The 22,777-nt window shown below is 64.7% G+C and carries 21 protein-coding genes; 12 read left to right on the top strand and 9 right to left on the bottom strand.

The window, feature by feature from the left end:
* Positions 1–57 precede the first annotated feature (57 nt).
* Both fsa and TQ38_RS07995 read right to left on the bottom strand, forming a co-directional pair.
* The gene (gene fsa, locus TQ38_RS08000) at positions 58–708 is read right to left on the bottom strand and encodes a fructose-6-phosphate aldolase (RefSeq protein WP_043975260.1); all 651 of its coding nucleotides are present in this window, start codon (positions 706–708) and stop codon (positions 58–60) included.
* A gap of 229 nt (positions 709–937) precedes the next feature.
* Positions 938–1,687 carry a DUF4197 domain-containing protein gene (locus tag TQ38_RS07995; protein ID WP_082057671.1) on the bottom strand — a complete coding sequence of 250 codons (750 nt, stop codon included), beginning with the start codon at positions 1,685–1,687 and terminating at the stop codon, positions 938–940.
* 48 nt (positions 1,688–1,735) lie between these two features.
* Between TQ38_RS07995 and TQ38_RS07990 the strand changes: the two genes are divergently transcribed.
* Positions 1,736–3,901: a primosomal protein N' gene (locus TQ38_RS07990; protein WP_043975261.1), complete on the top strand. Its 2,166-nt coding sequence runs from the start codon at positions 1,736–1,738 to the stop codon at positions 3,899–3,901.
* On the opposite strand, the gene TQ38_RS07985 is transcribed toward TQ38_RS07990, so the two are convergent.
* The 3 genes from TQ38_RS07985 to TQ38_RS07975 are packed head-to-tail and all read right to left on the bottom strand — an operon-like array spanning position 3,898 to position 6,328.
* A complete protein-coding gene (locus TQ38_RS07985; RefSeq protein ID WP_043975262.1) occupies positions 3,898–4,800 on the bottom strand; it encodes a CPBP family intramembrane glutamic endopeptidase in 903 nt (300 codons plus the stop codon). The two genes, TQ38_RS07990 and TQ38_RS07985, sit on opposite strands and share 4 nt — an antisense overlap.
* Entirely contained in the window at positions 4,797–5,852 is a 1,056-nt protein-coding gene (ada, locus tag TQ38_RS07980; RefSeq protein ID WP_240197996.1) for a bifunctional DNA-binding transcriptional regulator/O6-methylguanine-DNA methyltransferase Ada, read from the bottom strand. The genes TQ38_RS07985 and ada overlap by 4 nt, the downstream gene beginning before the upstream one ends.
* Positions 5,849–6,328: a DUF1203 domain-containing protein gene (locus tag TQ38_RS07975; RefSeq protein WP_043975264.1), complete on the bottom strand. Its 480-nt coding sequence runs from the start codon at positions 6,326–6,328 to the stop codon at positions 5,849–5,851. Before TQ38_RS07975 ends, ada begins: the two co-directional genes overlap by 4 nt.
* Positions 6,329–6,557: 229 nt before the next feature.
* On the opposite strand from TQ38_RS07975, the gene TQ38_RS07970 reads away from it, so the two are divergent.
* The 9 genes from TQ38_RS07970 to TQ38_RS07930 all read left to right on the top strand — a co-directional run bounded on the left by TQ38_RS07970 (position 6,558) and on the right by TQ38_RS07930 (position 16,490).
* A complete protein-coding gene (locus tag TQ38_RS07970) occupies positions 6,558–7,112 on the top strand; it encodes a F0F1 ATP synthase subunit delta (RefSeq protein WP_043975265.1) in 555 nt (184 codons plus the stop codon).
* A gap of 13 nt (positions 7,113–7,125) precedes the next feature.
* The gene (atpA, locus tag TQ38_RS07965; protein WP_043975266.1) at positions 7,126–8,655 is read left to right on the top strand and encodes a F0F1 ATP synthase subunit alpha; all 1,530 of its coding nucleotides are present in this window, start codon (positions 7,126–7,128) and stop codon (positions 8,653–8,655) included.
* A gap of 62 nt (positions 8,656–8,717) precedes the next feature.
* The gene (locus TQ38_RS07960) at positions 8,718–9,593 is read left to right on the top strand and encodes a F0F1 ATP synthase subunit gamma (RefSeq protein ID WP_043975267.1); all 876 of its coding nucleotides are present in this window, start codon (positions 8,718–8,720) and stop codon (positions 9,591–9,593) included.
* 24 nt (positions 9,594–9,617) lie between these two features.
* Positions 9,618–11,075, top strand: coding sequence for a F0F1 ATP synthase subunit beta (gene atpD, locus TQ38_RS07955; RefSeq protein WP_043975268.1), 1,458 nt, complete (start codon positions 9,618–9,620; stop codon positions 11,073–11,075).
* Between the two features lie 4 nt (positions 11,076–11,079).
* The gene (locus TQ38_RS07950) at positions 11,080–11,337 is read left to right on the top strand and encodes an ATP synthase F1 subunit epsilon (RefSeq protein WP_043975269.1); all 258 of its coding nucleotides are present in this window, start codon (positions 11,080–11,082) and stop codon (positions 11,335–11,337) included.
* 115 nt (positions 11,338–11,452) lie between these two features.
* On the top strand, positions 11,453–12,976 hold the full coding sequence (locus tag TQ38_RS07945; protein WP_240197995.1) for a hypothetical protein: 1,524 nt from the start codon (positions 11,453–11,455) through the stop codon (positions 12,974–12,976).
* Positions 12,977–13,033: 57 nt separating this feature from the next.
* Positions 13,034–13,351: an I78 family peptidase inhibitor gene (locus TQ38_RS07940; protein ID WP_043975270.1), complete on the top strand. Its 318-nt coding sequence runs from the start codon at positions 13,034–13,036 to the stop codon at positions 13,349–13,351.
* A 201-nt stretch (positions 13,352–13,552) separates the two neighbouring features.
* Complete coding sequence (leuA, locus tag TQ38_RS07935) at positions 13,553–15,220, top strand: 2-isopropylmalate synthase (RefSeq protein WP_043975271.1); 1,668 nt, start codon at positions 13,553–13,555, stop codon at positions 15,218–15,220.
* 265 nt (positions 15,221–15,485) lie between these two features.
* Positions 15,486–16,490, top strand: a complete 1,005-nt coding sequence (locus TQ38_RS07930) for a phosphatase PAP2 family protein (RefSeq protein ID WP_240197994.1) — start codon at positions 15,486–15,488, stop codon at positions 16,488–16,490.
* A 74-nt stretch (positions 16,491–16,564) separates the two neighbouring features.
* On the opposite strand, the gene TQ38_RS07925 is transcribed toward TQ38_RS07930, so the two are convergent.
* Entirely contained in the window at positions 16,565–17,740 is a 1,176-nt protein-coding gene (locus TQ38_RS07925) for a MaoC family dehydratase N-terminal domain-containing protein (protein ID WP_205316083.1), read from the bottom strand.
* Between the two features lie 206 nt (positions 17,741–17,946).
* On the opposite strand from TQ38_RS07925, the gene TQ38_RS07920 reads away from it, so the two are divergent.
* Positions 17,947–18,909: a nitronate monooxygenase family protein gene (locus TQ38_RS07920; RefSeq protein ID WP_043975273.1), complete on the top strand. Its 963-nt coding sequence runs from the start codon at positions 17,947–17,949 to the stop codon at positions 18,907–18,909.
* Here TQ38_RS07920 and TQ38_RS07915 read toward each other — a convergent pair.
* The 3 genes from TQ38_RS07915 to TQ38_RS07905 all read right to left on the bottom strand — a co-directional run bounded on the left by TQ38_RS07915 (position 18,852) and on the right by TQ38_RS07905 (position 20,761).
* The gene (locus TQ38_RS07915) at positions 18,852–19,436 is read right to left on the bottom strand and encodes an AHH domain-containing protein (RefSeq protein ID WP_082057672.1); all 585 of its coding nucleotides are present in this window, start codon (positions 19,434–19,436) and stop codon (positions 18,852–18,854) included. The two genes, TQ38_RS07920 and TQ38_RS07915, sit on opposite strands and share 58 nt — an antisense overlap.
* 19 nt (positions 19,437–19,455) lie before the next feature.
* Positions 19,456–20,241, bottom strand: coding sequence for a hypothetical protein (locus TQ38_RS07910; protein WP_043975433.1), 786 nt, complete (start codon positions 20,239–20,241; stop codon positions 19,456–19,458).
* A gap of 91 nt (positions 20,242–20,332) precedes the next feature.
* Positions 20,333–20,761, bottom strand: coding sequence for a flavodoxin family protein (locus tag TQ38_RS07905; RefSeq protein WP_043975434.1), 429 nt, complete (start codon positions 20,759–20,761; stop codon positions 20,333–20,335).
* A 203-nt stretch (positions 20,762–20,964) separates the two neighbouring features.
* Between TQ38_RS07905 and recJ the strand changes: the two genes are divergently transcribed.
* Positions 20,965–22,752, top strand: a complete 1,788-nt coding sequence (gene recJ / locus TQ38_RS07900) for a single-stranded-DNA-specific exonuclease RecJ (RefSeq protein ID WP_043975275.1) — start codon at positions 20,965–20,967, stop codon at positions 22,750–22,752.
* Positions 22,753–22,777 lie beyond the last annotated feature (25 nt).

The raw sequence follows: 22,777 nt of genomic DNA, 5'->3' as shown, positions 1-22,777 counted from the left end.
GTATGTCCCAAGGCCATTTGCCGTCGTCCCGGCCGATGCCGGGACGACGGATCAGGATCAGATCGACTGGCCGGTCTTGGCCCAGTCGGCCATGAAACCTTCGATGCCCTTGTCGGTAAGGATATGCTTGAACAGACCCTTGATGACGGCCGGCGGCGCGGTCATCACGTCGGCGCCGATCTTGGCGCACTGCAGGACGTGCACGCCGTGGCGGATCGAAGCGGCCAGGATCTGCGTCTCGTAGGCATAGTTGTCGTAGATCAGGCGGATGTCGCTGATCAGGTCAATGCCGTCAAAGCCGTTGTCGTCGTGGCGGCCGATGAAGGGCGAGATGAACGTTGCGCCAGCCTTGGCGGCGAGCAGCGCCTGGTTGGCCGAGAAGCACAGCGTCACGTTGACCATCGTGCCTTCGCCAGTCAGCGCCTTGCAGGTCTTGAGACCGTCGATGGTCAGCGGCACCTTGATGCAGACGTTGTCGGCGATCTTACGCAGCACTTCAGCTTCGCGCATCATGCCGGCATGGTCGAGCGCGACGACCTCGGCGCTGACCGGGCCATCGACGATGCCGCAGATTTCGCGCGTCACTTCCATGAAGTCACGGCCCGACTTGGCGATGATCGAGGGGTTGGTCGTCACGCCGTCGAGCAGGCCGGTGTCGGCAAGCTCCTTGATGTCGGCGATATCGGCGGTGTCGACGAAGAATTTCATGGTGCGATGTCCTATGGGGCAGCGATTCTGGCCGCCCCTATAGGGAAAGGGCGGCAGCGGGGCCAGTGCCGTTGCGCCTTGGGCTTCGACAAGCTCAGCCTGAGCGGAGTTGCGGTTGTTACGCTACCTCCGCTCACCCCGAGCGGAGTTGCGAATATCACGCTACCTCCGCTCACCCTGAGCTTGTCGAAGGGTCAGGCCGAGCTTGCCCGAACCCCGCCGCGTTCACTCACAGCAATCTGAGCGCCGCGATCAGCACCGGATCGTTGGTTGCGGCCGGGTTGGCGCGGATTTCGCCTTCCTGCGCGCCGATCTCGTACCAGATGGCGTTGTCGGCACCCAGGGCGAGCGCATGGGCGGCGTCCGTGATGTTCACGCCGGTGAGTGCCGCAAGAGCCTGCGAGAGAATCGGATCGTCAGCCACGCTCATCACCCGGCCCAGTTCCGGGATCATCGCGTTGACAAGCGAAGGACCCATGGACTGGCGCAGATACGTGGTCGCCGCCGTGCTGCCGCCGCGCAGCAGCGCAAGGGCATCGCTGACGGTCAGCCTGCGCACCGCGTCGTTGACGAGCGGCGCGGCAACACGGGCGCCGTCTTCGGCGACATTGTTGAGTTCATGCTGCAACTTCTCGCGGAACAGCGGCGACTTCAGAATTTTCGCCACCGCCGAGCCCGAGCGTCCGAACAGCACCGGCATGTCGATTCGCGCTACGGCGCTATCCCAGAAGCCGTCGGGCTGGGTCAGCCGCGCGAAGGCGCGCTGGCTGGAAAGCGTAAGCAGCCGCTGGATGACGTCCGTGGTGCTGGGCTTGCCCATCGTCGCGCAGCCGGGCAGCGCCAGCAACGCACCCGTCGCGAGAATCCCCGCGACTACAGACCGGCGGCTGACGCCCTGCGCCATGCCGGCAGAGGCCATCACACCCTCGATAAATCCATCTTCCGGCATTCCATCCACGCTCGATCCCCAATTGCGCATCTTCCACTCCTTCACGAGCCAATCCGCCAGTGCCTATATGGGCACCAGATGAAACGTGTCCGACTCCTTGTCTTCAACGCTGCCCTCGGCGTCCTCGACTATCGCGTACCGGAGGGGATGACGATAGAATTCGGAGCGATCGTCGTCGCGCCGCTCGGACCGCGGCAGGTACTAGGCATCATCTGGGAGCCTGAACGCCTCAGCGGCAAGGAAGTGCCTGAATCGAAACTACGACCTTTGCTGGAAGTCATGCCCGCCCCGGCCATCCCCGAACGGCTGCGGCGGTTGATCGAGTGGACGGCAGATTATTACTGCGCGCCGCTGTCCTCGGTGGCGCGCATGGCGCTGGGCAGCATGGCAGCGCTTCGCGGCGGCGGAACCACGACCGAATACCGCCTGACCGGCACCGAACCGGCACGCCTCACGCCCCAGCGCGCCGCCGCGCTTGACGCCCTGCAGCACGAACAGGGCTCGATCCGCGAACTGGCGGAACTCGCCAGCGTTTCCGAAGGCGTGCTGCGCGGGATGGTAGGCGCAGGGCTGCTGGAGCCGGTGGTGGTGGACCTCGACCGGCCCTACCCCGCTGCCCGCCCCGAATTCGCGGCGCCTGCGCTCAACGACGAACAGCGCGCGGCCGCCGACATTTTCGTCGGAGCCGTAAGCGAGCGGAAATTCGCTCCCTTCCTGCTCGACGGCGTAACCGGCTCTGGCAAGACCGAGTGCTATTTCGAAGGCGTGGCCGAGGCGATCCGCGAAGGCCGCCAAGTGCTGGTGCTGCTGCCCGAGATCGCGCTGACGGAAAACTTCCTACGCCGCTTCGAACATCGATTCGGCGTGCAGCCGGTACTCTGGCACTCCTCGCTCAAGTCCAGCGAGCGGCGCCGGGCGTGGCGAGCGGTCGTCCTGGGCAGTGCTCAGGTTGTTGTGGGTGCGCGCTCGGCCCTGTTCCTGCCTTATGCGAATCTGGGGCTGATCGTGGTCGACGAAGCGCACGAAATCTCGTTCAAGCAGGACGACGGAGTGCGCTACAACGCCCGCGATGTGGCGGTGATGCGCGCCAAGTTCGAGAAGATTCCCGTCATCCTCGCCAGCGCCACTCCCGCGCTCGAATCGATGCAGCTGGCCGAAGCGGGCGTCTACCGCAAGATCGATCTCGTCGGGCGCTATGGCGGCGCGCAGCTGCCCGATATCCAGATCCTCGACTTGCGCAGCGAAGTGCCCGAACGCGGCCGCTGGCTGGCGCCCCGGCTGGTCGAATCGATGAAGGACCGACTGGCCAAGGGCGAACAGTCGCTGCTGTTCCTCAACCGGCGCGGCTATGCTCCGCTGACGCTGTGCCGCCACTGCGGCTTCCGGTTCCAGTGCCCCAACTGCACCGCCTGGCTGGTGGAGCACCGGTTTTCCAAGCGACTGGCATGCCATCACTGCGGCCATGAAGTGCCGGTGCCGGAGGCCTGCCCCAAATGCGGCACCGGCGACTGCCTCGTCGCCTGTGGCCCCGGCGTGGAGCGCATCGCGGACGAAGTGGCGGAAATCCTGCCCGAGGCGCGTACCGCGCTGGTCACCTCGGATACGATGAACACGCCCGAGGCCATCGGCGATTTCGTCGCCATGGCGGAAGGCCGCGCGATCGACATCATCATCGGCACCCAGCTTGTCACCAAGGGCTACCACTTCCCCGAACTGACGCTGGTGGGCGTGGTGGACGCCGATCTCGGCCTCGAAGGCGGGGACTTGCGGGCGGCCGAACGCACTTATCAGCAGGTCGCACAGGTCGCCGGGCGCGCCGGACGCGGGGCGAAGCCGGGCGAAGTGCTGATCCAGACCCGCCACCCCGAAGCCTCGGTGATCCAGGCCCTCGCCAATGGGGACCGTGACGCCTTCTACGCCGCCGAAACCGAGGCGCGCCGCGATGCGGGCGCACCGCCGTTCGGGCGCTGGGCGGCGATCATCGTCAGCTCCGAAGACCAGGCCGAAGCCCTCTCCGCCGCTCGCGCCATCGGCGGCACTGCGCCCAACCTGCCGGACATGCTGGTGCTGGGCCCGGCGCCCGCCCCGCTGTCGCTGCTGCGGGGACGCCACCGCTTCCGCCTGCTCATCAACGCGCGGCGCTCGGCGGAATTGCAGAAGACCTTGCGCGAATGGCTCGACCCGCTCGAATTCCCGCGCGGGGTGCGGGTGAATATCGATATCGATCCTTATTCCTTCGTCTAGGCCAGGCTTCGCTTCCAACGCGGCGGCAGGAACCGGCCCTGACGATGGGCGTGGATCAGCAGGACGACGCCCGCGCTGCTCGCCGCGACCAGCGCCACTGCCGAAGCCTCCAGCCCGAAGGCGCCGCCGGTAAGCCATTCCGGGCCCGTCAGCCGGGTTTCCAGCAGGCCGACGGGAGGCTTGCCGCCGGATACCGGGATCGAGAAGACCCACCCTTGGGTGAAATTCCAGGCCATGTGCAGCCCGATCGGCGCCCACAATCTGCGCGTCACCAGATAGGCCGAACCGAGCAGGATGCCTGCCTCGCAGGCGATGGCGAATGCGGCAAAAAGGGTCGCGCCCGGATTCGTCAGATGCGCCGCGCCGAAGAATACCGATGTCGCCGCGAGGGCCGCCCATGTCCCGAGCATCGCTTCGATCTGACGCTGAATTACGCCACGAAATACCGCTTCCTCGACCATCCCGCTGGAGAAGGCGATCCCGAGCCACACCCACAGGTCACCGATACCGCGCAGGCCCATCACCGAAAACCCGCCGAGCAGCGCGACGATGCCGGTTATGAGGGCGAACAAAACCGCCCCTCCCGACGCCCCGACCGCCAGTTCGCGCAACGCGCGCGCAGGTCGGGCAGGTTCAGCCGGTGCCCGCTCCACCCAGCGGCGAAAGGCAAAGTAGGCGAGGAGGCTGCAAGCGCCGGTCAGGAAGCCGGTCACTGCGGCGGATACCGAGGCACTGCCCGGCAAAAGCATCTTGAGCGCGATGGCCGGCAGAACCGCCCCCGTAACCACGAAGAGGACACCAAGCGGCAGTAGCACCAAAGGATGCGCCATGAACCGGCGTAGGCGTCCCGGCGGCAGCTTCTCCGGAACAGGCAGCGGGCTGAGGCCGGCCGTGGTCATTCCCCCGCCCGCTCCCGCCGCAGCAATTCGCGTTTGATCGCCTCGCCGTATGCATAACCGCCGACTGCGCCGTCGGAACGAATGACGCGGTGGCAGGGGATCAGCACCGCCACGTTGTTCGCGCCGTTGGCCGAGCCTGCCGCGCGCACTGCGCCGGGCTTGCCGATGGCAGCGGCGATCTGGGCGTAGTTGCGTGTTTCGCCTAAGGGGATACGCTGCAATTCACGCCAGACCGCTTCCTGAAAAGCCGTGCCCTGCACATCGAGCGGGATGATTCGGGAATCGCCCGGTTTCTCCACCGCGTCGACGACATCTGCCAGCAAGGCCGCGAAATCCTGCCCGCCTTCGACCAGCTCGGCCTTGGGGAAGCGCGCGGCCAGGTCCTGATGCCCTTCCGCGAAGGACAGCCGGCATACGCCTTTGTCAGTAGCGGCGACCAGCATTTCGCCAAGGCTCGTGGCCACGACCGCCCAGCGTATCGTCACCCCGCTGCCGCCGTCACGCCATGCGGAGGGCGTCATACCCATCCTCGCCCGGCTCGCCTCGTAGAAACGAGAAGGCGCGCCGTAGCCTGCCTCGTAGATCGCCTCGGTAACGCTGCTGCCTTCACTAAGCGCCTCCCCTGCCCGCTCGGCCCGGCGGGCGCGCAGGTATTCGGCCGGAGAAAGCCCGACCGCCCGCTTGAACACGCGCTGGAAGTGAGTGGGGCTATATCCGACCTCGTCCGCCAACCGTGCCAGCGACGGCGCCTGCTCTACATCTGCCAGAGCGCCAAGTGCCCGCGTCACCGCTTGCTCGTCGCGTGCGACGTCGTCTGGCCGGCAGCGCAGGCAAGCGCGCAGCCCTGCCCCTGCCGCCTGCTCCGGGCCTTGAAAGAAACGCACGTTCTCCCGCCGGGGATGGCGGGCCGAACACGACGGGCGGCAATATATACCTGTCGACAGCACACCCGTGACGAAGCGGCCATCGAAGGCGCGGTCGCGTGCGAGCACGGCCTGCCACGCACGCTCGTCACTTACGCTTTCGCCAACCTCGATATGTTCGGGCTTCACAGTCCGTCTCCATGGCGCTCGATGCGCGCCGCGAAGCATCCATAGGCCGCATTGTGCGCGTGGATGCAAGCGACCTGCGGCATCGCCAGCAAGGCCCGGATGGCATCGTCCGCTTCATCCGGCGCGGCAAGGCTCGCCGCGTGCAGCATGCCGTCCCCGTCGAAGCCGCGCAGCGACAATGCCCGTCCCGAGAAGACCGGCGGCAGACGATCGACGAAATCCTGCGCCTGATCCGCATGCTCCCGGATATATATCGCATAGGCGCTGCGGTATGGGTTGGCGACATCGTGGCTGGTGAAGTTCAGCAGGATCAGGCTCTCGCCCGCCCTCGCATCCTCCAGGCTGACCCGGCAGGGAAAGCCGCGATCAGCGTCGGCGAGCACCCGTCTCGCGCCCATGTGCCCAAGTTCTTCTGCGGTCTTGCCGTAATACTGCGCGAAGCCGCCGCGCGGCAGGCCGGCGATTCGATAGGCCATTGGAAAATCTCCTCTGCGAATTCACGACGCACATTGCACCGCCCGGATTCCAGAGGCTTCCCGCCTGTTGCTTTTAAACCGGAGACCTGTCGTTTGTCCCCAGTGACCAAGGGGCACCTTGCATCATGACAGTATCGTCGCTATGCGCGCCCCGTCTGCGGGCTGGGGGAGCACGCTGTTGCTATGCGCCCCAAGTGGCCCGCCCACTCGATGTAAGGATAGGACGCGCGTGGAGAATTCCGGGGGCATCAAAGCCAGCTTGCAAGGTCGCTACGCTTCGGCGCTGTTTGATCTTGCTAGCGAAAACGGCGCCATCTCGGCGGTCGAGAACGACCTCGAGGCGATCGGTCAGGCGATCAAGGAAAGCCCGGATTTCGCCGGCCTGATTCGCAATCCGCAGGTCAGCCGCACTGCGGCCGCTGCTGCGATGGACGGCGTGGCCGGCGTTCTAGGCCTGTCGCCGCTGACGAAAAACTTCGTCGGCGTGCTGGCTAACAACCGCCGCCTTTCTGCCCTTCCCCAGATCATCAGCGCTTTCGCCGCGATCGCCGCCGCCCAGCGCGGCGAGGCAACCGCGCAAGTCACTTCCGCCCACGCACTGACCGACGAACAGGTTGAGCAGCTGCGCGGCAAGCTGGAAGCGCGCGAAGGCCGTACCGTCAAAATCAAGACCAGCGTCGACCCGGACCTCCTCGGCGGTCTCGTCGTCACCATCGGGTCCAAGCGAATCGACAGCTCGATCCGCACCCGTCTCAATTCGCTCGCCCAGGCCATGAAGGGCTAAGAAAGGCAGAACAATGGATATCCGCGCAGCAGAAATCTCGAAGGTCATCAAGGACCAGATCGCCAGCTTCGGCACCGAGGCCCAGGTTTCGGAAGTTGGTTCGGTTCTGTCGGTCGGCGACGGCATCGCCCGCATCCACGGCCTCGACAACGTTCAGGCCGGCGAAATGGTCGAGTTCTCGAACGGCGTTCAGGGCATGGCCCTCAACCTCGAGGCCGACAACGTCGGCGTCGTGATCTTCGGCTCGGACGCCGAGATCAAGGAAGGTGACGTCGTCAAGCGCACCGGCACCATCGTCGACGTTCCCGTCGGCAAGGGTCTGCTGGGCCGCGTCGTCGACGCGCTGGGCAACCCGATCGACGGCAAGGGCCCGATCGTCGCTGAAAAGCGCGCCCGCGTCGAAGCCAAGGCTCCCGGCATCATCCCGCGCAAGTCGGTGCACGAACCCGTGCAGACCGGCCTCAAGGCCATCGACGCCCTCGTTCCCGTCGGCCGCGGCCAGCGCGAACTGATCATCGGTGACCGCCAGACCGGCAAGACCGCCGTCGCGATCGACACCTTCATCAACCAGAAGGAAGCGAACGCCGGCACGGACGAGAGCAAGAAGCTCTACTGCATCTACGTCGCCGTCGGCCAGAAGCGCTCGACTGTCGCGCAGATCGTGCGTCAGCTGGAAGAAAACGGCGCGATGGAGTACTCCATCGTCATCGCCGCAACCGCTTCGGAGCCCGCTCCGCTGCAGTACCTCGCGCCCTACACCGGTGCCGCGATGGGCGAATTCTTCCGCGACAACGCGATGCACGCCGTCATCGTGTACGACGACCTTTCCAAGCAGGCCGTCGCCTACCGCCAGATGTCGCTGCTGCTGCGTCGTCCTCCGGGCCGCGAAGCATACCCCGGCGACGTGTTCTATCTCCACAGCCGCCTGCTTGAGCGCGCCGCGAAGATGAACGACGAACAGGGCGCAGGTTCGCTGACCGCCCTGCCGATCATCGAAACCCAGGCGGGCGACGTTTCGGCCTACATCCCGACCAACGTGATCTCGATCACCGACGGCCAGATCTTCCTTGAGACCGGCCTGTTCTACCAGGGCATCCGTCCGGCCATCAACGTGGGTCTGTCGGTGTCGCGCGTCGGCGGTGCAGCCCAGACCAAGGCGATGAAGAAGGTCGCCGGCTCGATCAAGCTGGAGCTGGCCCAGTACCGCGAAATGGCTGCCTTCGCGCAGTTTGGTTCGGACCTCGACGCCTCGACCCAGAAGCTGCTCAACCGCGGCGCGCGCCTGACTGAACTGCTCAAGCAGAAGCAGTTCTCGCCGCTCGCATTCGAAGAGCAGACGCTGTCGATCTTCGCCGGCACCAACGGCTACCTCGACGCGCTTCCGGTGGACAAGGTCACGACCTACGAGGCCGAGATGCTCACCTACATGCACAGCGAACATGCCGACGTCCTGGCGCTGATCCGCACCACCAAGGACTTCGGCGACGAAGCAAAGAGCAAGGCCAAGGCCGCGCTCGACGCCTTCGCCAAGCAGTTTGCTTAAGTAAATAACCATACCCCGGCCTGTCCGACAGGACGGCCGGGGCGGTAATCGGGGAACAACGAGTGGCTTCGCTCAAGGAACTCAAGGGCCGCATCAACTCGGTCAAGTCGACCCAGAAGATCACCAAGGCCAAGCAGATGGTCGCCGCGGCCAAGCTGCGCAAGGCACAGGCCGCTGCCGAGGCTGCGCGTCCCTACGCGCTGCGTCTGGCAGAAGTGATGGGCTCGCTCGCCTCGAAGATCACGGTCTCCGAGAACAGCCCCAAGTTGCTCGCCGGCACCGGCAGCGACAAGGTGCACCTGCTCGTCGTCGCCAACTCCGACAAGGGCCTGTGCGGTGCGTTCAACTCGAACATCGTCAAGGCCGCGCGCATCAAGGCGCAGGAACTGGAAGCACAGGGCAAGACCGTCCTGTTCTACCTCGTTGGCCGCAAGGGTCGCCCGGTGATCCGGCGCGAATACCCCGACCAGATCGCTCACATGTTCGACACCTCGGACGTGCGCTATCCCGGCTTCAACGAAGCCGAGCGCGTTGCTGACGAACTGGTCGCGATGTACGAAGCCGGCAAGTTCGACGTGGCGCACCTGTTCTACGCGAAGTTCCGCTCGGCCCTCGTGCAGGAACCCACGGATCAGCAGATCATCCCGGTGCCCGCTCCCAAGGCGGTTGCCCAGACGACTGACGCCGTCACCGAATACGAGCCCGACGAGGAGGAAATCCTCGCCGCGCTGCTGCCGCGCTACCTGAAGACCCAGCTCTTCGGCGCGCTGCTGGAAAACGCGGCATCCGAACAGGGTGCGTCGATGACGGCGATGGATAACGCCACCCGTAACGCGGGTGACCTTATCAAGAAGCTGACCATCGTCTACAACCGCACCCGTCAGGCTGCGATCACCACCGAACTCGTCGAAATTATCGCGGGCGCGGAAGCGCTCTAAGAAACCGCAGGCAAGGACATCAAAATGGCCACCGCACCCGTGCTTAACCTCACCACTACCGGCAAGATCAGCCAGGTCATCGGCGCTGTCGTCGACGTGACCTTCGAAGGCGAACTGCCCGCAATTCTCTCGGCTCTCGAGACCGAGAACAACGGCCAGAAGCTGGTCCTCGAAGTCGCCCAGCACCTGGGTGAGAACACCGTCCGCACCATCGCCATGGACGGCACCGACGGCCTGACGCGCGGCGCCGCCGTGCGCAGCACCGGTAAGCAGATCTCGGTGCCGGTCGGCCCCAAGACGCTTGGCCGCATCATGAACGTCGTTGGTGATCCCATCGACGAGCGTGGCCCGATCGGCTCGGACATGTTCGCGCCGATCCACGCCGAGGCTCCTCCCTTCATCGAGCAGTCGACCGAAGCGGCGATCCTGGTCACCGGCATCAAGGTCATCGACCTTCTCGCCCCTTACGCAAAGGGCGGCAAGATCGGCCTGTTCGGCGGCGCCGGCGTGGGCAAGACGGTTCTCATTCAGGAACTGATCAACAACATCGCCAAGGGCCACGGCGGCGTTTCTGTCTTCGCAGGCGTGGGTGAGCGTACCCGCGAGGGCAACGACCTCTACCACGAATTCCTGGACGCCGGCGTTATCGCCAAGGACGCCGAAGGCAACGCCACCTCGGAAGGTTCCAAGGTTGCGCTGGTGTTCGGCCAGATGAACGAGCCCCCGGGCGCCCGCGCACGCGTCGCTCTCTCGGGCCTGACCATGGCCGAGTACTTCCGCGACCAGGAAGGCCAGGACGTCCTGTTCTTCGTCGACAACATCTTCCGCTTCACCCAGGCCGGCGCCGAAGTGTCGGCTCTGCTCGGCCGTATTCCGTCGGCAGTGGGCTATCAGCCGACCCTGTCGACCGACATGGGCCAGCTGCAGGAGCGCATCACCTCGACCACCAAGGGTTCGATCACCTCGGTTCAGGCGATCTACGTTCCCGCGGACGATCTTACCGACCCTGCACCGGCTGCCTCGTTCGCCCACCTTGACGCGACGACCACGCTGAACCGCGCGATCTCGGAGCTGGGCATCTACCCGGCGGTCGATCCGCTCGACTCAACCTCGCGCGTTCTCGAACCGCGCGTCGTTGGCGACGTCCACTACCAGACCGCCCGCCGCGTCCAGGAAACCCTACAGAAGTACAAGTCGCTGCAGGACATCATCGCGATCCTGGGCATGGACGAGCTTTCGGAAGAAGATAAGCTCACCGTCGCCCGCGCCCGCAAGATCCAGAAGTTCCTTTCGCAGCCGTTCCACGTCGCGGAAGTGTTCACCGGCATCTCGGGCAAGTTCGTGCAGCTGGAAGACACCGTGAAGTCGTTCAAGGCTGTCGTCGACGGTGAGTACGACCACCTCCCGGAAGCGGCCTTCTACATGGTCGGCGGCATCGACGAAGCCGTTGCCAAGGCCAAGAAGCTGGCTGAGGAAGCCTGATCTGATGCCCCTGCACTTCGAACTCGTCACGCCTGCGAAGCTGGTTCGTTCCGAGGAGGTCCACATGGTGGTCGTCCCCGGTACGGAAGGCGAGTTCGGCGTGCTCGCGGGCCATGCGCCCTTCATGTCGACGATCAAGGACGGTGCGCTCAAGGTCTACAGGACCGAGAACGGCGCGCCTGAGGAAATCCGCATCACCGGCGGTTTCGCCGAAGTGGGCGATGCTGGCCTGACCGTGCTCGCAGAGCACGTCGAAGGCTAAAACGGCCTCTGATGTTACAAAAGGGGCGTCTCCGGGAAACCGGCGGCGCCCCTTTGCTTTCCGGTTTATTAACCGTACCCCGGGTAAAGCCCCATGCGTAGATGCGAGGGGCACGATGACGACAGCGACGATGACGCGGGACACTGGTCCGGCATTCGGGTTCAATGTGTGGGCGAATTACCTACGCAAACTCGAAGTCAGCCGTCTCGCGCAGTTTGCCTGCCTGATCACCTTCGCCGTGCTGATTCGCTCTCCCGCCTATGGCGAGTGGAATTTCAGCGTCGACGATCAGTTCTATGCGCTCGTCGGTGAGCGTATCCTGCACGGCGATCTGCTCTACGTCGACATCTGGGACCGCAAGGGTCCCCTGCTCTATCTGATCTTCACGCTTGTCGCCCTGGTCTCGCCGACCATGCTGGCTTATCAATTGGCAGCCACCCTCTCTGCTGCGCTTGGCGCTTACGGCGTCAACCGGATTGCCCGGCTGATCGCCACGCCGGGTAGCGCCATGCTGGCGGGAATTTCCTACCTTGCCCTGCTCAGCCGCTTCGAAGGCGATAATCTCGAAGCAGGCGTATTCTTCAACAGCCTGCTGATCGCCGCAGTCTGGTTGCTCGTTTCGCGATTTGCACTTCTCGCGAAGGGGCGGATCGACGGCGGCCTCGTGCTCGGCTTCTTCTGCGCAGGGCTCGCCATCGCGATCAAGCAGGCGGTCGTCTTCGAAGGCACGATGCTTGGCATCACCGTGATAGTCATCCTCGCACGCGCGGGCTGCACGCCGCTATCGATCGCCTGGCGTGCTGCTATTCTGGCGCTGGCCGGAGCCTTGCCGATGCTGGCGGCCGGACTGTTCTACTGGGCCAACGGCCACTTCCCCGATCTGTGGAACGCGATGGTCACCTCAAATTTCCAGCGTGGCTATGCCGACCAGATAATTCGCGTGAAGTCGATTTTTGTGATGGCCGGGATGCTCGGCATTCCGCTGGTCTTCGCCGGCATGGGCGTGCACGCCATGCGCGGCGGGCCGCCAGAGCGGCTTGCCATCATCCGCATCGTCGCGCTCTGGGGTCTGGTCGCGCTGACACTGATCTTCACGTTCCCGAACCTTTATGTCCATTACGCACAGTCCGCCCTGGCGCCTCTGGCGATCCTGTGTGCGGGTTACTTCGCCCATCGGCGTCCGGTCTGGCCGGGTCTGGTGGCCATCATCGGGCTGAGCCTCGTCCTCGCCGGCACGTTCCATGTCGGCGACCGCTGGCGGGCACGCGGCGCATCGCAGGCCCTGGTCGACCACCTGCTGGCAGTCACGCCGCACAAGCGCCTGCTGGTATGGGGTGGATCGAACTACCTCTATTCCAAGATCGGCGCCGATCCCCTGAGCCCGCTGGCCTTTTCACCGCACCTGTTCGAGGGGCGCGAATGGACCGGCTTGGACGAAGTGAAAGAGATGCACCGCATCCTGGACGCCCGGCCCGAAACCGTGGTGGCGCAGATCCCGCTCGTTTCCCGCCCTCTAAACGAGACCAACGTAGCCATGGTAGACGATTATCTCAGCCATTGCCGATCGTCGCGCCGCTTCCCGCTTTACGATCACAACGGAATGCAGATGCATACGGTGTTCAGTGAGTGCGGACAGTAGGCGCGTTGCACCTGCGTTCAGTTTCGCTAATCTAGGGGCAGCGGCAAGGAGAGCGCCATGTCCCGTACCAAGATTTTCGCCCTGCCCGCCGTATTGGCTACTATGCTCAGTGCCTGCAGCGCGCAAACGCCCCCTCCCGAAAACGTACCGCCCCCCGCCGCCGCGATGGAGCCAAGCTGCGGCGCCGACCAGCTTGGCGGCTACATCGGCCGAAAGGCCAGCGACGATGTCATCGCCGCGATCACTGCATGGCGCGGCGACAAGCCGGTCCGGGTCCTTCATCCCGATTCGATGGTGACGATGGACTACCGACCGGACCGCCTGAATATCGACCTCGATGCGAACGGCATCATCAAGGGCTTGCGCTGCACCTGAGCAGGTCAGGCCTCAAACCCCCTTTACATGACCGTTGCCTATGCCCATAGGCAACGGCATGACTCTCCGTCTCGGCCTTACCCTGCGACTTATCCGCCCTTGGGCGTGAGGTGACGCGTCGACCTGCGACGCGCTCGGCGCTCAAGGGACCTGACGACCTCACCTGAAATTGCAGACGAATTATCCGAGCGAGTTAAATCCATGACTATGCTGAAAGACCCTTCGGTCAAGTATCGCCCTTTCCCGCAGATCCAGTTGGAAAACCGTCAGTGGCCCTCGCAGGTCATCACCAAGGCCCCGCGCTGGCTTTCGACCGATCTGCGCGACGGTAACCAGGCTCTGATCGACCCGATGGGCGCAGAAAAGAAGACCCGCTTCTTCGACCTGCTGGTCAAGGTCGGCCTCAAGGAAATCGAAGTCGGTTTCCCCAGCGCTGGCGCGACCGAGTTCGATTTCATTCGCGGCCTGGTCGACGACAAGCGCATTCCCGAGGACGTGCTGGTGCAGGTGCTGACGCAGTCGCGCGCCGACCTGATCGAGCGCACGTTCGAGAGCCTGGCCGGTGTCCACGCCGCGATCGTCCACCTCTACAATGCGGTTTCTCCGCTGTGGCGAACGGTCGTGTTCGGCATGGAAAAGCACGAAATCCGTGCGATCGCGGAAAACGGCGCCAAGGCCATGCGCGATCAGGCGGCGAAGCATCCGCAAACCAAGTGGCACTTCGAGTATAGCCCCGAAACCTTCTCGACCGCTGAACTCGATTTCTCGATCGAGTGCTGCGAGGCGGTGATGAACATTCTCCAGCCTACGCCGGAAAACCCGATCATCCTCAACCTGCCGGCGACGGTTGAGGCCGCGACGCCCAACATCTACGCCGATCAGATCGAGTATTTCTGCCGCAACCTGCCCAATCGCGAGAGCGCGGTGATTTCGCTGCACACCCATAACGACCGGGGCACCGGCGTGGCGGCAGCGGAACTGGGCCTGATGGCCGGCGCCGACCGCGTCGAAGGCTGCCTGTTCGGCAACGGCGAGCGTACCGGCAACTGCTGCCTCGTAACCGTGGCGCTGAATATGTACACGCAAGGCGTCGATCCCGAGCTGGACTTCTCGAACATCGACGACGTGATCCAGACGGTCGAATACTGCAACCAGCTCAAGGTAGCGGAGCGTCATCCTTACGGCGGCGAACTGGTCTTCACCGCGTTCTCCGGTTCGCACCAGGATGCGATCAAGAAGGGCTTCGCCGCGCAGGAAACGCGCAATGACGAAATGTGGGCCGTGCCCTACCTGCCCATCGACCCGGCAGACCTGGGCCGTGACTACGAGGCGGTGATCCGCGTCAACTCGCAGTCCGGCAAGGGCGGTTTCGCCTGGGTGATCGAGCAGGACCAGGGCCTGAAGCTGCCCAAGCGGATGCAGGCGCACTTCTCCAAGCACGTCCAGGAACTGGCCGACGAACTGGGCCGCGAACTGCAGGCTGCCGATATCTGGAACGTGTTCCAGAAAGCCTACCGCCTCGAGGACGGGCAGCGCTTCCAGTTGAACGACTGGGACGAAGGCCGCGCTGCCGATGGTGCGCGTGTCTTCGCCGGCAAGATCGGCGTAGACGGCAAGGAGCAGTCGGTTTCGGGCAAGGGCAACGGGTTGATCTCGTCCGTTACGGCGACGATTGCCGAGAGCTTCGGCGTACACCTCGACGTGCGTGACTATGCCGAGCACTCGATGGGCAAGAGCACCGATGCACGCGCGGCTGCCTATGTCGAATGCGTGCTGCCGGACGGCCGCACCGTATGGGGCGTGGGCATCGACGAGGACGTCGCCACAGCCAGCGTCCGCGCCGTGCTGAGCGCCGCCAACGCGGTCTGAGGATTTTAAGGAAATTGTATCGAAACAAGGGTTCGGCTGGATAAGGCCGGGCCCTTTTTTCGCTCAGGCGAGTGTTGATCGCCGATTTTGGATCACGGCTGCGATCCCGATTACATCTCGACCATGGACGCGCGGAATGCGTGACAAAATACCCCGCCTCCCGCTATCGCGTTCATCCGAGCTTAACCGGGATTCGGGCTCTACGTCGTCTTTCCTGCCGCATCGGCCTCCAACATACCCTTCTGGATATCATGCAATGCCATCGATGCGGCCATCCTGGGCCACGACAGCCACGGCAGTGGCTGCCGGGCAGACGAATCACCCCGAGATCCTGACGCCCGCACTGGTCGCCGTACGCCAGTCCGGCCCCTTGATCCGGCGTCATCTGCTGATCGCCCTGCTGCTGAGCCTGGCACTGCTGTCCACCCTGCTCCATCTGGCGCAGCTGCATATCAATCCGCTGGGACAGGGTAACGTACCCTTCTACGCTGCGGGTCTGATTGCGCTGGCACTACGATTCGGATTGCCGCGCACCACATGGCGCCATGCCGCCCCAGTGGCCCATTTCAGCGAATACGTCGGAATATTCACGATCGTCACGCTGATGGGGGCATCCGCAAGCTACCCCGTCGCCGCTCTCACGCACGGCTATGCCGACGTTACCTTACAGGCCATCGACGAGGCCATGGGCTTCGACTGGCTCGATTGGTACCGCCTCGTCGCCGACCATCCCGTGCTGCAGGCGCTGGGCACTATCGCCTACCGCAGCATCTACCTGACCCCGATACTGCTGCTGTGGTCCGCCGCCCGGTCCGGACAGCATGAGCGCGCCTACAGGTTCATCGCCGGGTTCTGGGTGGCCTCGATCATCACGCTGGCCGCCTTTACGCTGATGCCGGCGGTCGGACCTTTTTCGCATCTCTGGCATGAGCAGATCCGCTACATGCCCGAAAGCGAGCTTTGGCAGTCCGGCCTTCTCCCGGCGCTGCGGGCGCATAGCGTTCACATCGTCGACCTGGGACAGTTGCGCGGCATCGTGTCCGCGCCCAGCTTTCACACGGCAGCCGCGGTGCTCTACATCGCTGCGGGTTGGCGCTGTCCTTCCCTGCGTTGGCCAGTCACAGTCATCAACGCAGCCATGCTGCTGTCTACCCCGGTCGAAGGTACGCATTACCTGATCGACATGATCCTGGGCGTGATGGTCGCCCTGACCGCGCTGGCCCTTGTTGGCCTGTACGAGCGCAAGGTGATTGCTCCTCACCGCGCCTGACCGGCAGCAGGATATCGCATAAAAAAGGGACGCCTCGAAGCGCCCCTTTTTCGTTCATGGTGTGCGTGCCGCGATCAACCCGGCTTCTTGGGCAGCTCGATCTCGGCGAGACCCAGGCACATCTTCACGCCCTTCTGGTTCTGCATGAGGTGCTTGACCTGAATGATATGACGCCCTTCGTCATCGATCATCTTGTCGACGACTTCGGCGGTCTGGATCGTGACGTCGCCCGAAAGCGCAGGCCCGCGGTAATTAGCGGTCGAGTGAACCACCATGCCCCATTCTCCTGCCCACCCGGCAAGATAGTCCGTCACCCATGCTCCCATCGAGGCGCCGTAGCCATAAGCGCGCGGCATGCCGATCTTGCGGGCGTATTTGGGGAACAGATGTCCGCGTGAAGGGCCGTAGTAGGCGCCGTCCGTGATGGCGGGATTGATCCGCTCCATCACCGGATCGTTCTCATGCCCCGCCATTTCCTTGGTGAAACCCAGCGCCTCCAGATCGATCTGGCGCCGGTCGAGCGTGCCCCAGACGGTGAAGAGGTACGAGCGCCATTCGGTGGCGAAGCTGGCGACGGTATGGGGCCCGAACACGCGCTCCGGCAGCTGGTCGCCCACGCTGACGTCGTCCCACCAACGCTCGCCGTGCCCCAGATCGTGCAGCATCTGCACCCAGGCGAACTTGCGCTCCTCCAGCTGGGCCAGTTCCGCGTCGGTCCAGTCCGGCTCGTCGAACTCGGCGGTGTTGACGGTATCTCCGCCCGCCGCCGCGCGGTAGCGGATCGCGGTCGAGCGCTGCTTGGCGATCAGTTCGCCGTTCTGGTTGCGGTAATAGTTATCGCCGCGCTGGAAGCAGGTGGGGCCAAACCCGGTCTGCTTGACGGCATAGTCGTAAGGGATGCGCTCGTTGCTGATCACATCGCCGCCGAATACGCGCGGGCCATAGTGCCAGAACTCGTCCCCGCCGAACAGCAGGTGCGATTCGGCAATGCGGCCCATGCACGAGGACGACGTGCCGTGGCTGTCGTCCATCACGATCGGGAAGCTCTGCGGCGCGACCAGCTTGCCCCAGCGGCTGGCGGCGGCATAGGCCGGGTCGAAGTGCGCAAGGTTGGGGTAGTGCATTGCCTGGACCCAGCGGCGGATGTCGTTGTTGCCAAGCGGCTCGCGGATCGGCGAACTGTCGATCACTTTACCGAGGTACTGGTCGATGTCCGAACAATCGAACTCCTGCTGCGCCACTTCCGACATTGTGGATGATCCTCTTTCCGATACGGTGCCGCATCAGTGCGGCCACCACTAATAGACAGTGGTGTCTATTTCAGCCGTCCGATGAGGTCACGCCCCTTTGCGCTGCCAGCCAACGTCAACGCCGTGGCGGTATGCCGGCTTTCTCTCGACAGGCGCCGCCCGCGCGATTATGCCCGAATTTAATCGAACGATTAAACGGAGACGAGATGCCCCTGCCCGCGCTGTTCCAGTCGCTGCGCCTTCCCGTGATCGCGGCCCCCATGTTCATCGTCTCGAACCCGGATCTGGTGATCGCGCAGGTTCGCGCCGGCGTGGTCGGCAGCTTCCCCGCGCTTAACGCCCGGCCGGCAAGCCAGCTCGATGAATGGCTGCATCAGATCACCGAGGCGACGCAGGAGAGCAACGTCCCCTTCGCCGTCAACCTGATCGTTCACCGCACCAACAACCGGCTTGAGGAAGACCTCGCCCTTTTGGAAAAGTGGAAGGTGCCGCTGGTAATCACCTCGCTTGGCGCACGCGAGGATGTGAACGCTGCCGTCCACGGCTGGGGCGGCAAGGTGCTGCACGACGTCATCGACGATACCTTCGCCCGCAAGGCCGTTGCCAAGGGCGCTGACGGCCTCATCGCCGTCGCCGCCGGAGCGGGGGGCCATGCCGGGCTGCAATCGCCGTTCGCGCTGATGCAGGAGATCCGCGCCTGGTTCGACGGGCCGGTGGCCCTCTCGGGCGCGATCGCCTGCGGCCGGTCGATCCTGGCAGCGCAGGCCATGGGGGCGGACTTCGCCTATATCGGTACGCCCTGGATCGCCACGCCCGAAGCCAATGCCGTCGACGCCTACAAGCAGGCCATCGTCGAGGGAGCGGCGGCCGACATCGTCAATTCCAACTTGTTCACCGGGGTCCATGGCAATTACCTGCGCCCCTCCATCGTCGCGGCCGGCATGGACCCGGACAACCTGCCCGACGGTGACAAGAGCCAGATGAGCTTCGCATCCGGCGGCAACATGGACGCCAAGGCCTGGAAGGATATCTGGGGCGCAGGACAGGGCATTGCCGCCGTTCACGCCATAGAGCCGGTTGCAGACCGGGTGGCCACGCTGGCGGCGCAGTATCAGTCGGCAAAGGACGAATTGCGCGTCCGCACCGGCATGAGCGCCGCCGTGGGCTGAACCAGCACGACGCCCGGCGCGACTACCGCACGGGTCGAACCCCAAAGGGCATCGGCCATTGCATCGAGTTCGGTGAAGTCGACGCCCGCGCCCAGCGGGTCGCGCTGGTTCAGTCGTAACCGGCGGCGCCGCCCGTCGAGCAGATATCGCCGTAGAGCGCGCTGTAGCAGGTCGAGCCGCATATGCGCCTGCAGCGCTGCACCGGCCGGGTCGGCAGCGCGCATCGCCGACCATGCCGCCTCGATCTGCCCCACCCGCTCGATCACCAACTGGCTGTAAAGCCGATGCGGCCCCCGGTGCAGAGGCAGGCCCATGCGCAGCGCCGCCAGCTCGTCACAAGGGAGCAGAAGGCCATTCCCGCGAAAATCTTCGAAGAGATAGCGTTCGCCGCCGATGTTCGCGAACATACGAGCAAAAGCGCCATTACCGAGCAATTGACGAGGCAGAAGGTGATGGCGCTGCAATCCGGGGTCGTAGCCCGGCCGGTCATTGCGATTGACGGCGCGAAAAGAAAGGTGGGACCTCAGCCCCTAATCCCCGGGAAGCCTACAGAGCCTCTCTCCAGACCAGCACCAGCTTGCCTACTTGCGATGGTTCGAGCAGCAGTGCGCCGGGACCGGTCCCGATCCGCAGAGGCTCCGCAATGCGCCCCTGCCGTACAAGATGGTCCACCACCCGGATCGCGAGTTTTACGGTATCGGCGGGGTTTTCCCCTGCCCTGCCCTCAATCTGCATCTCCTGCCCGGTGAAATGGGCGAGGCCCTGGCTGGCGATGCTACCGTCGGTCCCGCGCACCAGCGCGGTCAAGCCAAGCGCCGGAAAAGCGCCGCCCGATAGCCAGCTCAGCACCATGCGCGAGAAGTAACGAGGTTCCATCAAGGTCTGTGCGGGCCCCCACGCGACGCCCGCCACCGGCAAATTGAGCGCAAGATCGGCGGCCAGCCCCATCATTGTACGCAGTACCGGCTGCAACCTGCCCCCTGCGGCGATGTGGCCGGAAGGCAGGAGTTCGACGGCCTCGAACACGCCGTCCGTGCCGTCCTTGTCCTCGAAGCCGAACTTGTAGCCAGGCGCGGTAACTGGTGCCGGACGCGCCGGTGCAAGGCCGCGCATGTCGAACGTCAGGCCGCTGGCCAGAAGTTCCAGCCAGCCCTCCTCAGGCTCGGGCATATGGCTTACCCGGGCCAACAACCCCGCTGCGTGCGAGGATTCGATGAGCCGCGCGACGTCCTGCGCTCCGGGCCTTGTCCCGGCTTGGAACAGCAGGGACAGGCCTGCACCTGCGGCATCGGCCAGTTGCCCGGCGCCGCTTTGCTGAAAGGTATGGGGCAACGCCTTAGGCTCCAGCTTTAGTGTCTCGCGCGGATGAATAGGCACCATTCGCGGCCCGGCGTCGAGTCCGTTTACCACTGAGATTCCCCCTTCAGAATATGCCGAGCGCAAGCCCTTCTGCCAGCCCCACACCCATATCCATGCAATCCTTCACCCGATTTTGCGGTACGTGCTTTTGCGCCAGTATCGCAGCAGGCTCCTGCGCGCCCAGATTGACTATCAGCGGCTCCGTCACGCGCCGCAGACGCCAGCCGGTGACGATACGGTCGATCTGAGCCTGCGCACCGCGCCCGTCCGATCCTGCCGCAATGGCCGTCGCATAAGGGCGCCCCTCGATCCGGCCCAGCAGCGGATAGTAACACCGATCGAACATCTCTTTCATCATGCCGGTCATCGAGCCCAGGTTTTCCGGGCAGACAAAGACATAGCCGTCAGCCGCAAGCAGATCGTCAGGCACGGCATCGTCTGCCGCGATCAGCCGCGCGTGATTGCCCGCTCCGGCGTAGATCGCCTCGGCCATGGCGCGCGCGGCGCCGGTACGGCTGTGCCAGAGAATCGCGAGCAAGAATCAGCAGCCCTTGTTGCCAGCGTCCTTCATGCCACCGATAGCGCCCGGCATGCCACCTTCGCCGACATGAAATTGTCTCTGGATCGGCTGCGAAATGCGGGGAGCGCCCCGGTCCCGGCCCTTCACGCGGAGGACGGCGTAGAGTAACGCGGGCCATGGAATCACGATCTGCTTCCGTTTTTGGAATCGATCGCTCGCTGACAGGCAAGGCCTGGCGCTGGCGCGGTGGCAACATGGACCTGAGCGACGGTCCCGGCGGGTTAGAGGACGACATCGTCACCCAGCTTCTGCTGTCGCGCGGAGTTGCGCGTGACGATCTGGCGCGTCATCGCAATCCTTCCTTGCGTGCCTTTTTGCCCGACCCGTCCGCTTTTCGCGACATGGACGCCGCCGCCGACCGCCTTACCCAGGCGGTGATGGCCGGCGAGACAGTCACCGTATACGGCGACTACGACGTCGACGGGGCCACCAGCGCCGCCCTGCTCCTGCTGCTCCTGCGCGACCTGGGACAGGAAGGACGCTACTACATCCCCGACCGCCTCCTCGAAGGCTACGGCCCCTCCGGCGAGGCGCTGGTGCGCATCGCGGGCGAAGGGTCGAGCCTCATCGTCACCGTAGATTGCGGCGCGATGGCGTTCGAGGCGCTGGAGATGGCTCACCAGGCCGGCGTCGACGTGATCGTGGTCGACCATCACAAGTGCTCACCCCAGCTCCCCCGCGCCGCCGCGCTGGTCAATCCCAACCGTCTCGACGAGGACGAACTGGCGGCATCCCACGGCCACCTTGCGGCAGTCGGCGTCGCCTTCCTTCTCGCGGTGGCGACCGTGCGCACCCTGCGCGGGCGCGGCTTTTTCGCAAACCGCCGCGAGCCGGACCTGTTCGCCCTGCTGGACCTGGTCGCGCTGGGCACGGTGGCAGATGTCGCCGCGCTGCACGGCCTCAACCGCGCGTTCGTGGCGCAGGGCCTCAAGGTCATGGCAAAGCGCGACAATATCGGCATGTCGGCCCTGATCGATGCCAGCCGGCTGGGCCGCGCGCCTTCTTGCAGCGATCTGGGCTTTGCGCTGGGGCCGCGCATCAATGCCGGTGGGCGCGTCGGCGAATCGACTCTTGGCGTGCGACTTCTGACTTCCACAAACCCCGACGAGGCCAAGGACATCGCCGCCCAGCTTTCCCGCCTCAACGATGAGCGCCGGGGCATCGAGCAGGCGGTGCAGGAGATGGCCGAGATGCAGCTGGACCGCCAGCACAACCGCTCGGTGATCGTCGTGTCCGGCGAAGGCTGGCATCCCGGCGTGATCGGCATCGTGGCGGGCCGCATCAAGGAAAAGACCGGCAAGCCCACTCTCGTTATCGCGATGGGCGCGGACGAGGCCGGTAACGGCAAGGGATCGGGCCGCTCGATCTCGGGCGTGGACCTGGGCGCCGCGATCATCGCCGCGCGCGAAATGGACCTGCTGGTGGCCGGCGGCGGCCATGCCATGGCCGCCGGCCTGACGATCGCTCCCGGAAAGCTCGATGCCCTCTCCGACTGGCTGGACGAGCGGCTCGCCGCAGATGTCTCTCGCGCCAGTAGCAGCCAGTCTATGCTGCTCGATCTTGCGCTCAATCCCGGCGGCCTGACCCCGTCGCTGATCGAAACGCTGGAAAGCGCCGGCCCCTACGGCATGGGCTGGCCCGGCCCGCGCGTTGCGGTCGGCCCTGTGCGCATCATGAAGGCCGACGTGGTGGGAACCGACCACTTGCGGCTGATCGTCTCCGGCCCGGACGGCGGCCGTTTCAAGGCGATGGCGTTCCGTTCAGCGGAAAGCGAGATGGGGCAGGCCCTGCTCCATGCCTCGCAAGGGCGCCGTCTATGGCTGGCAGGACGCGCCAAGATCGACGATTGGGGAAGCCGCCCTCAGGCGGAGTTGCACCTCGACGACGCTGCTTTCTGCGATTGAAAACACGATGTGAATTTTTTCTCAA

Origin of the sequence: Novosphingobium sp. P6W, assembly GCF_000876675.2 — a bacterium.
Taxonomy (GTDB): domain Bacteria; phylum Pseudomonadota; class Alphaproteobacteria; order Sphingomonadales; family Sphingomonadaceae; genus Novosphingobium.
This window is presented reverse-complemented; position numbering and strand designations above follow the sequence as displayed.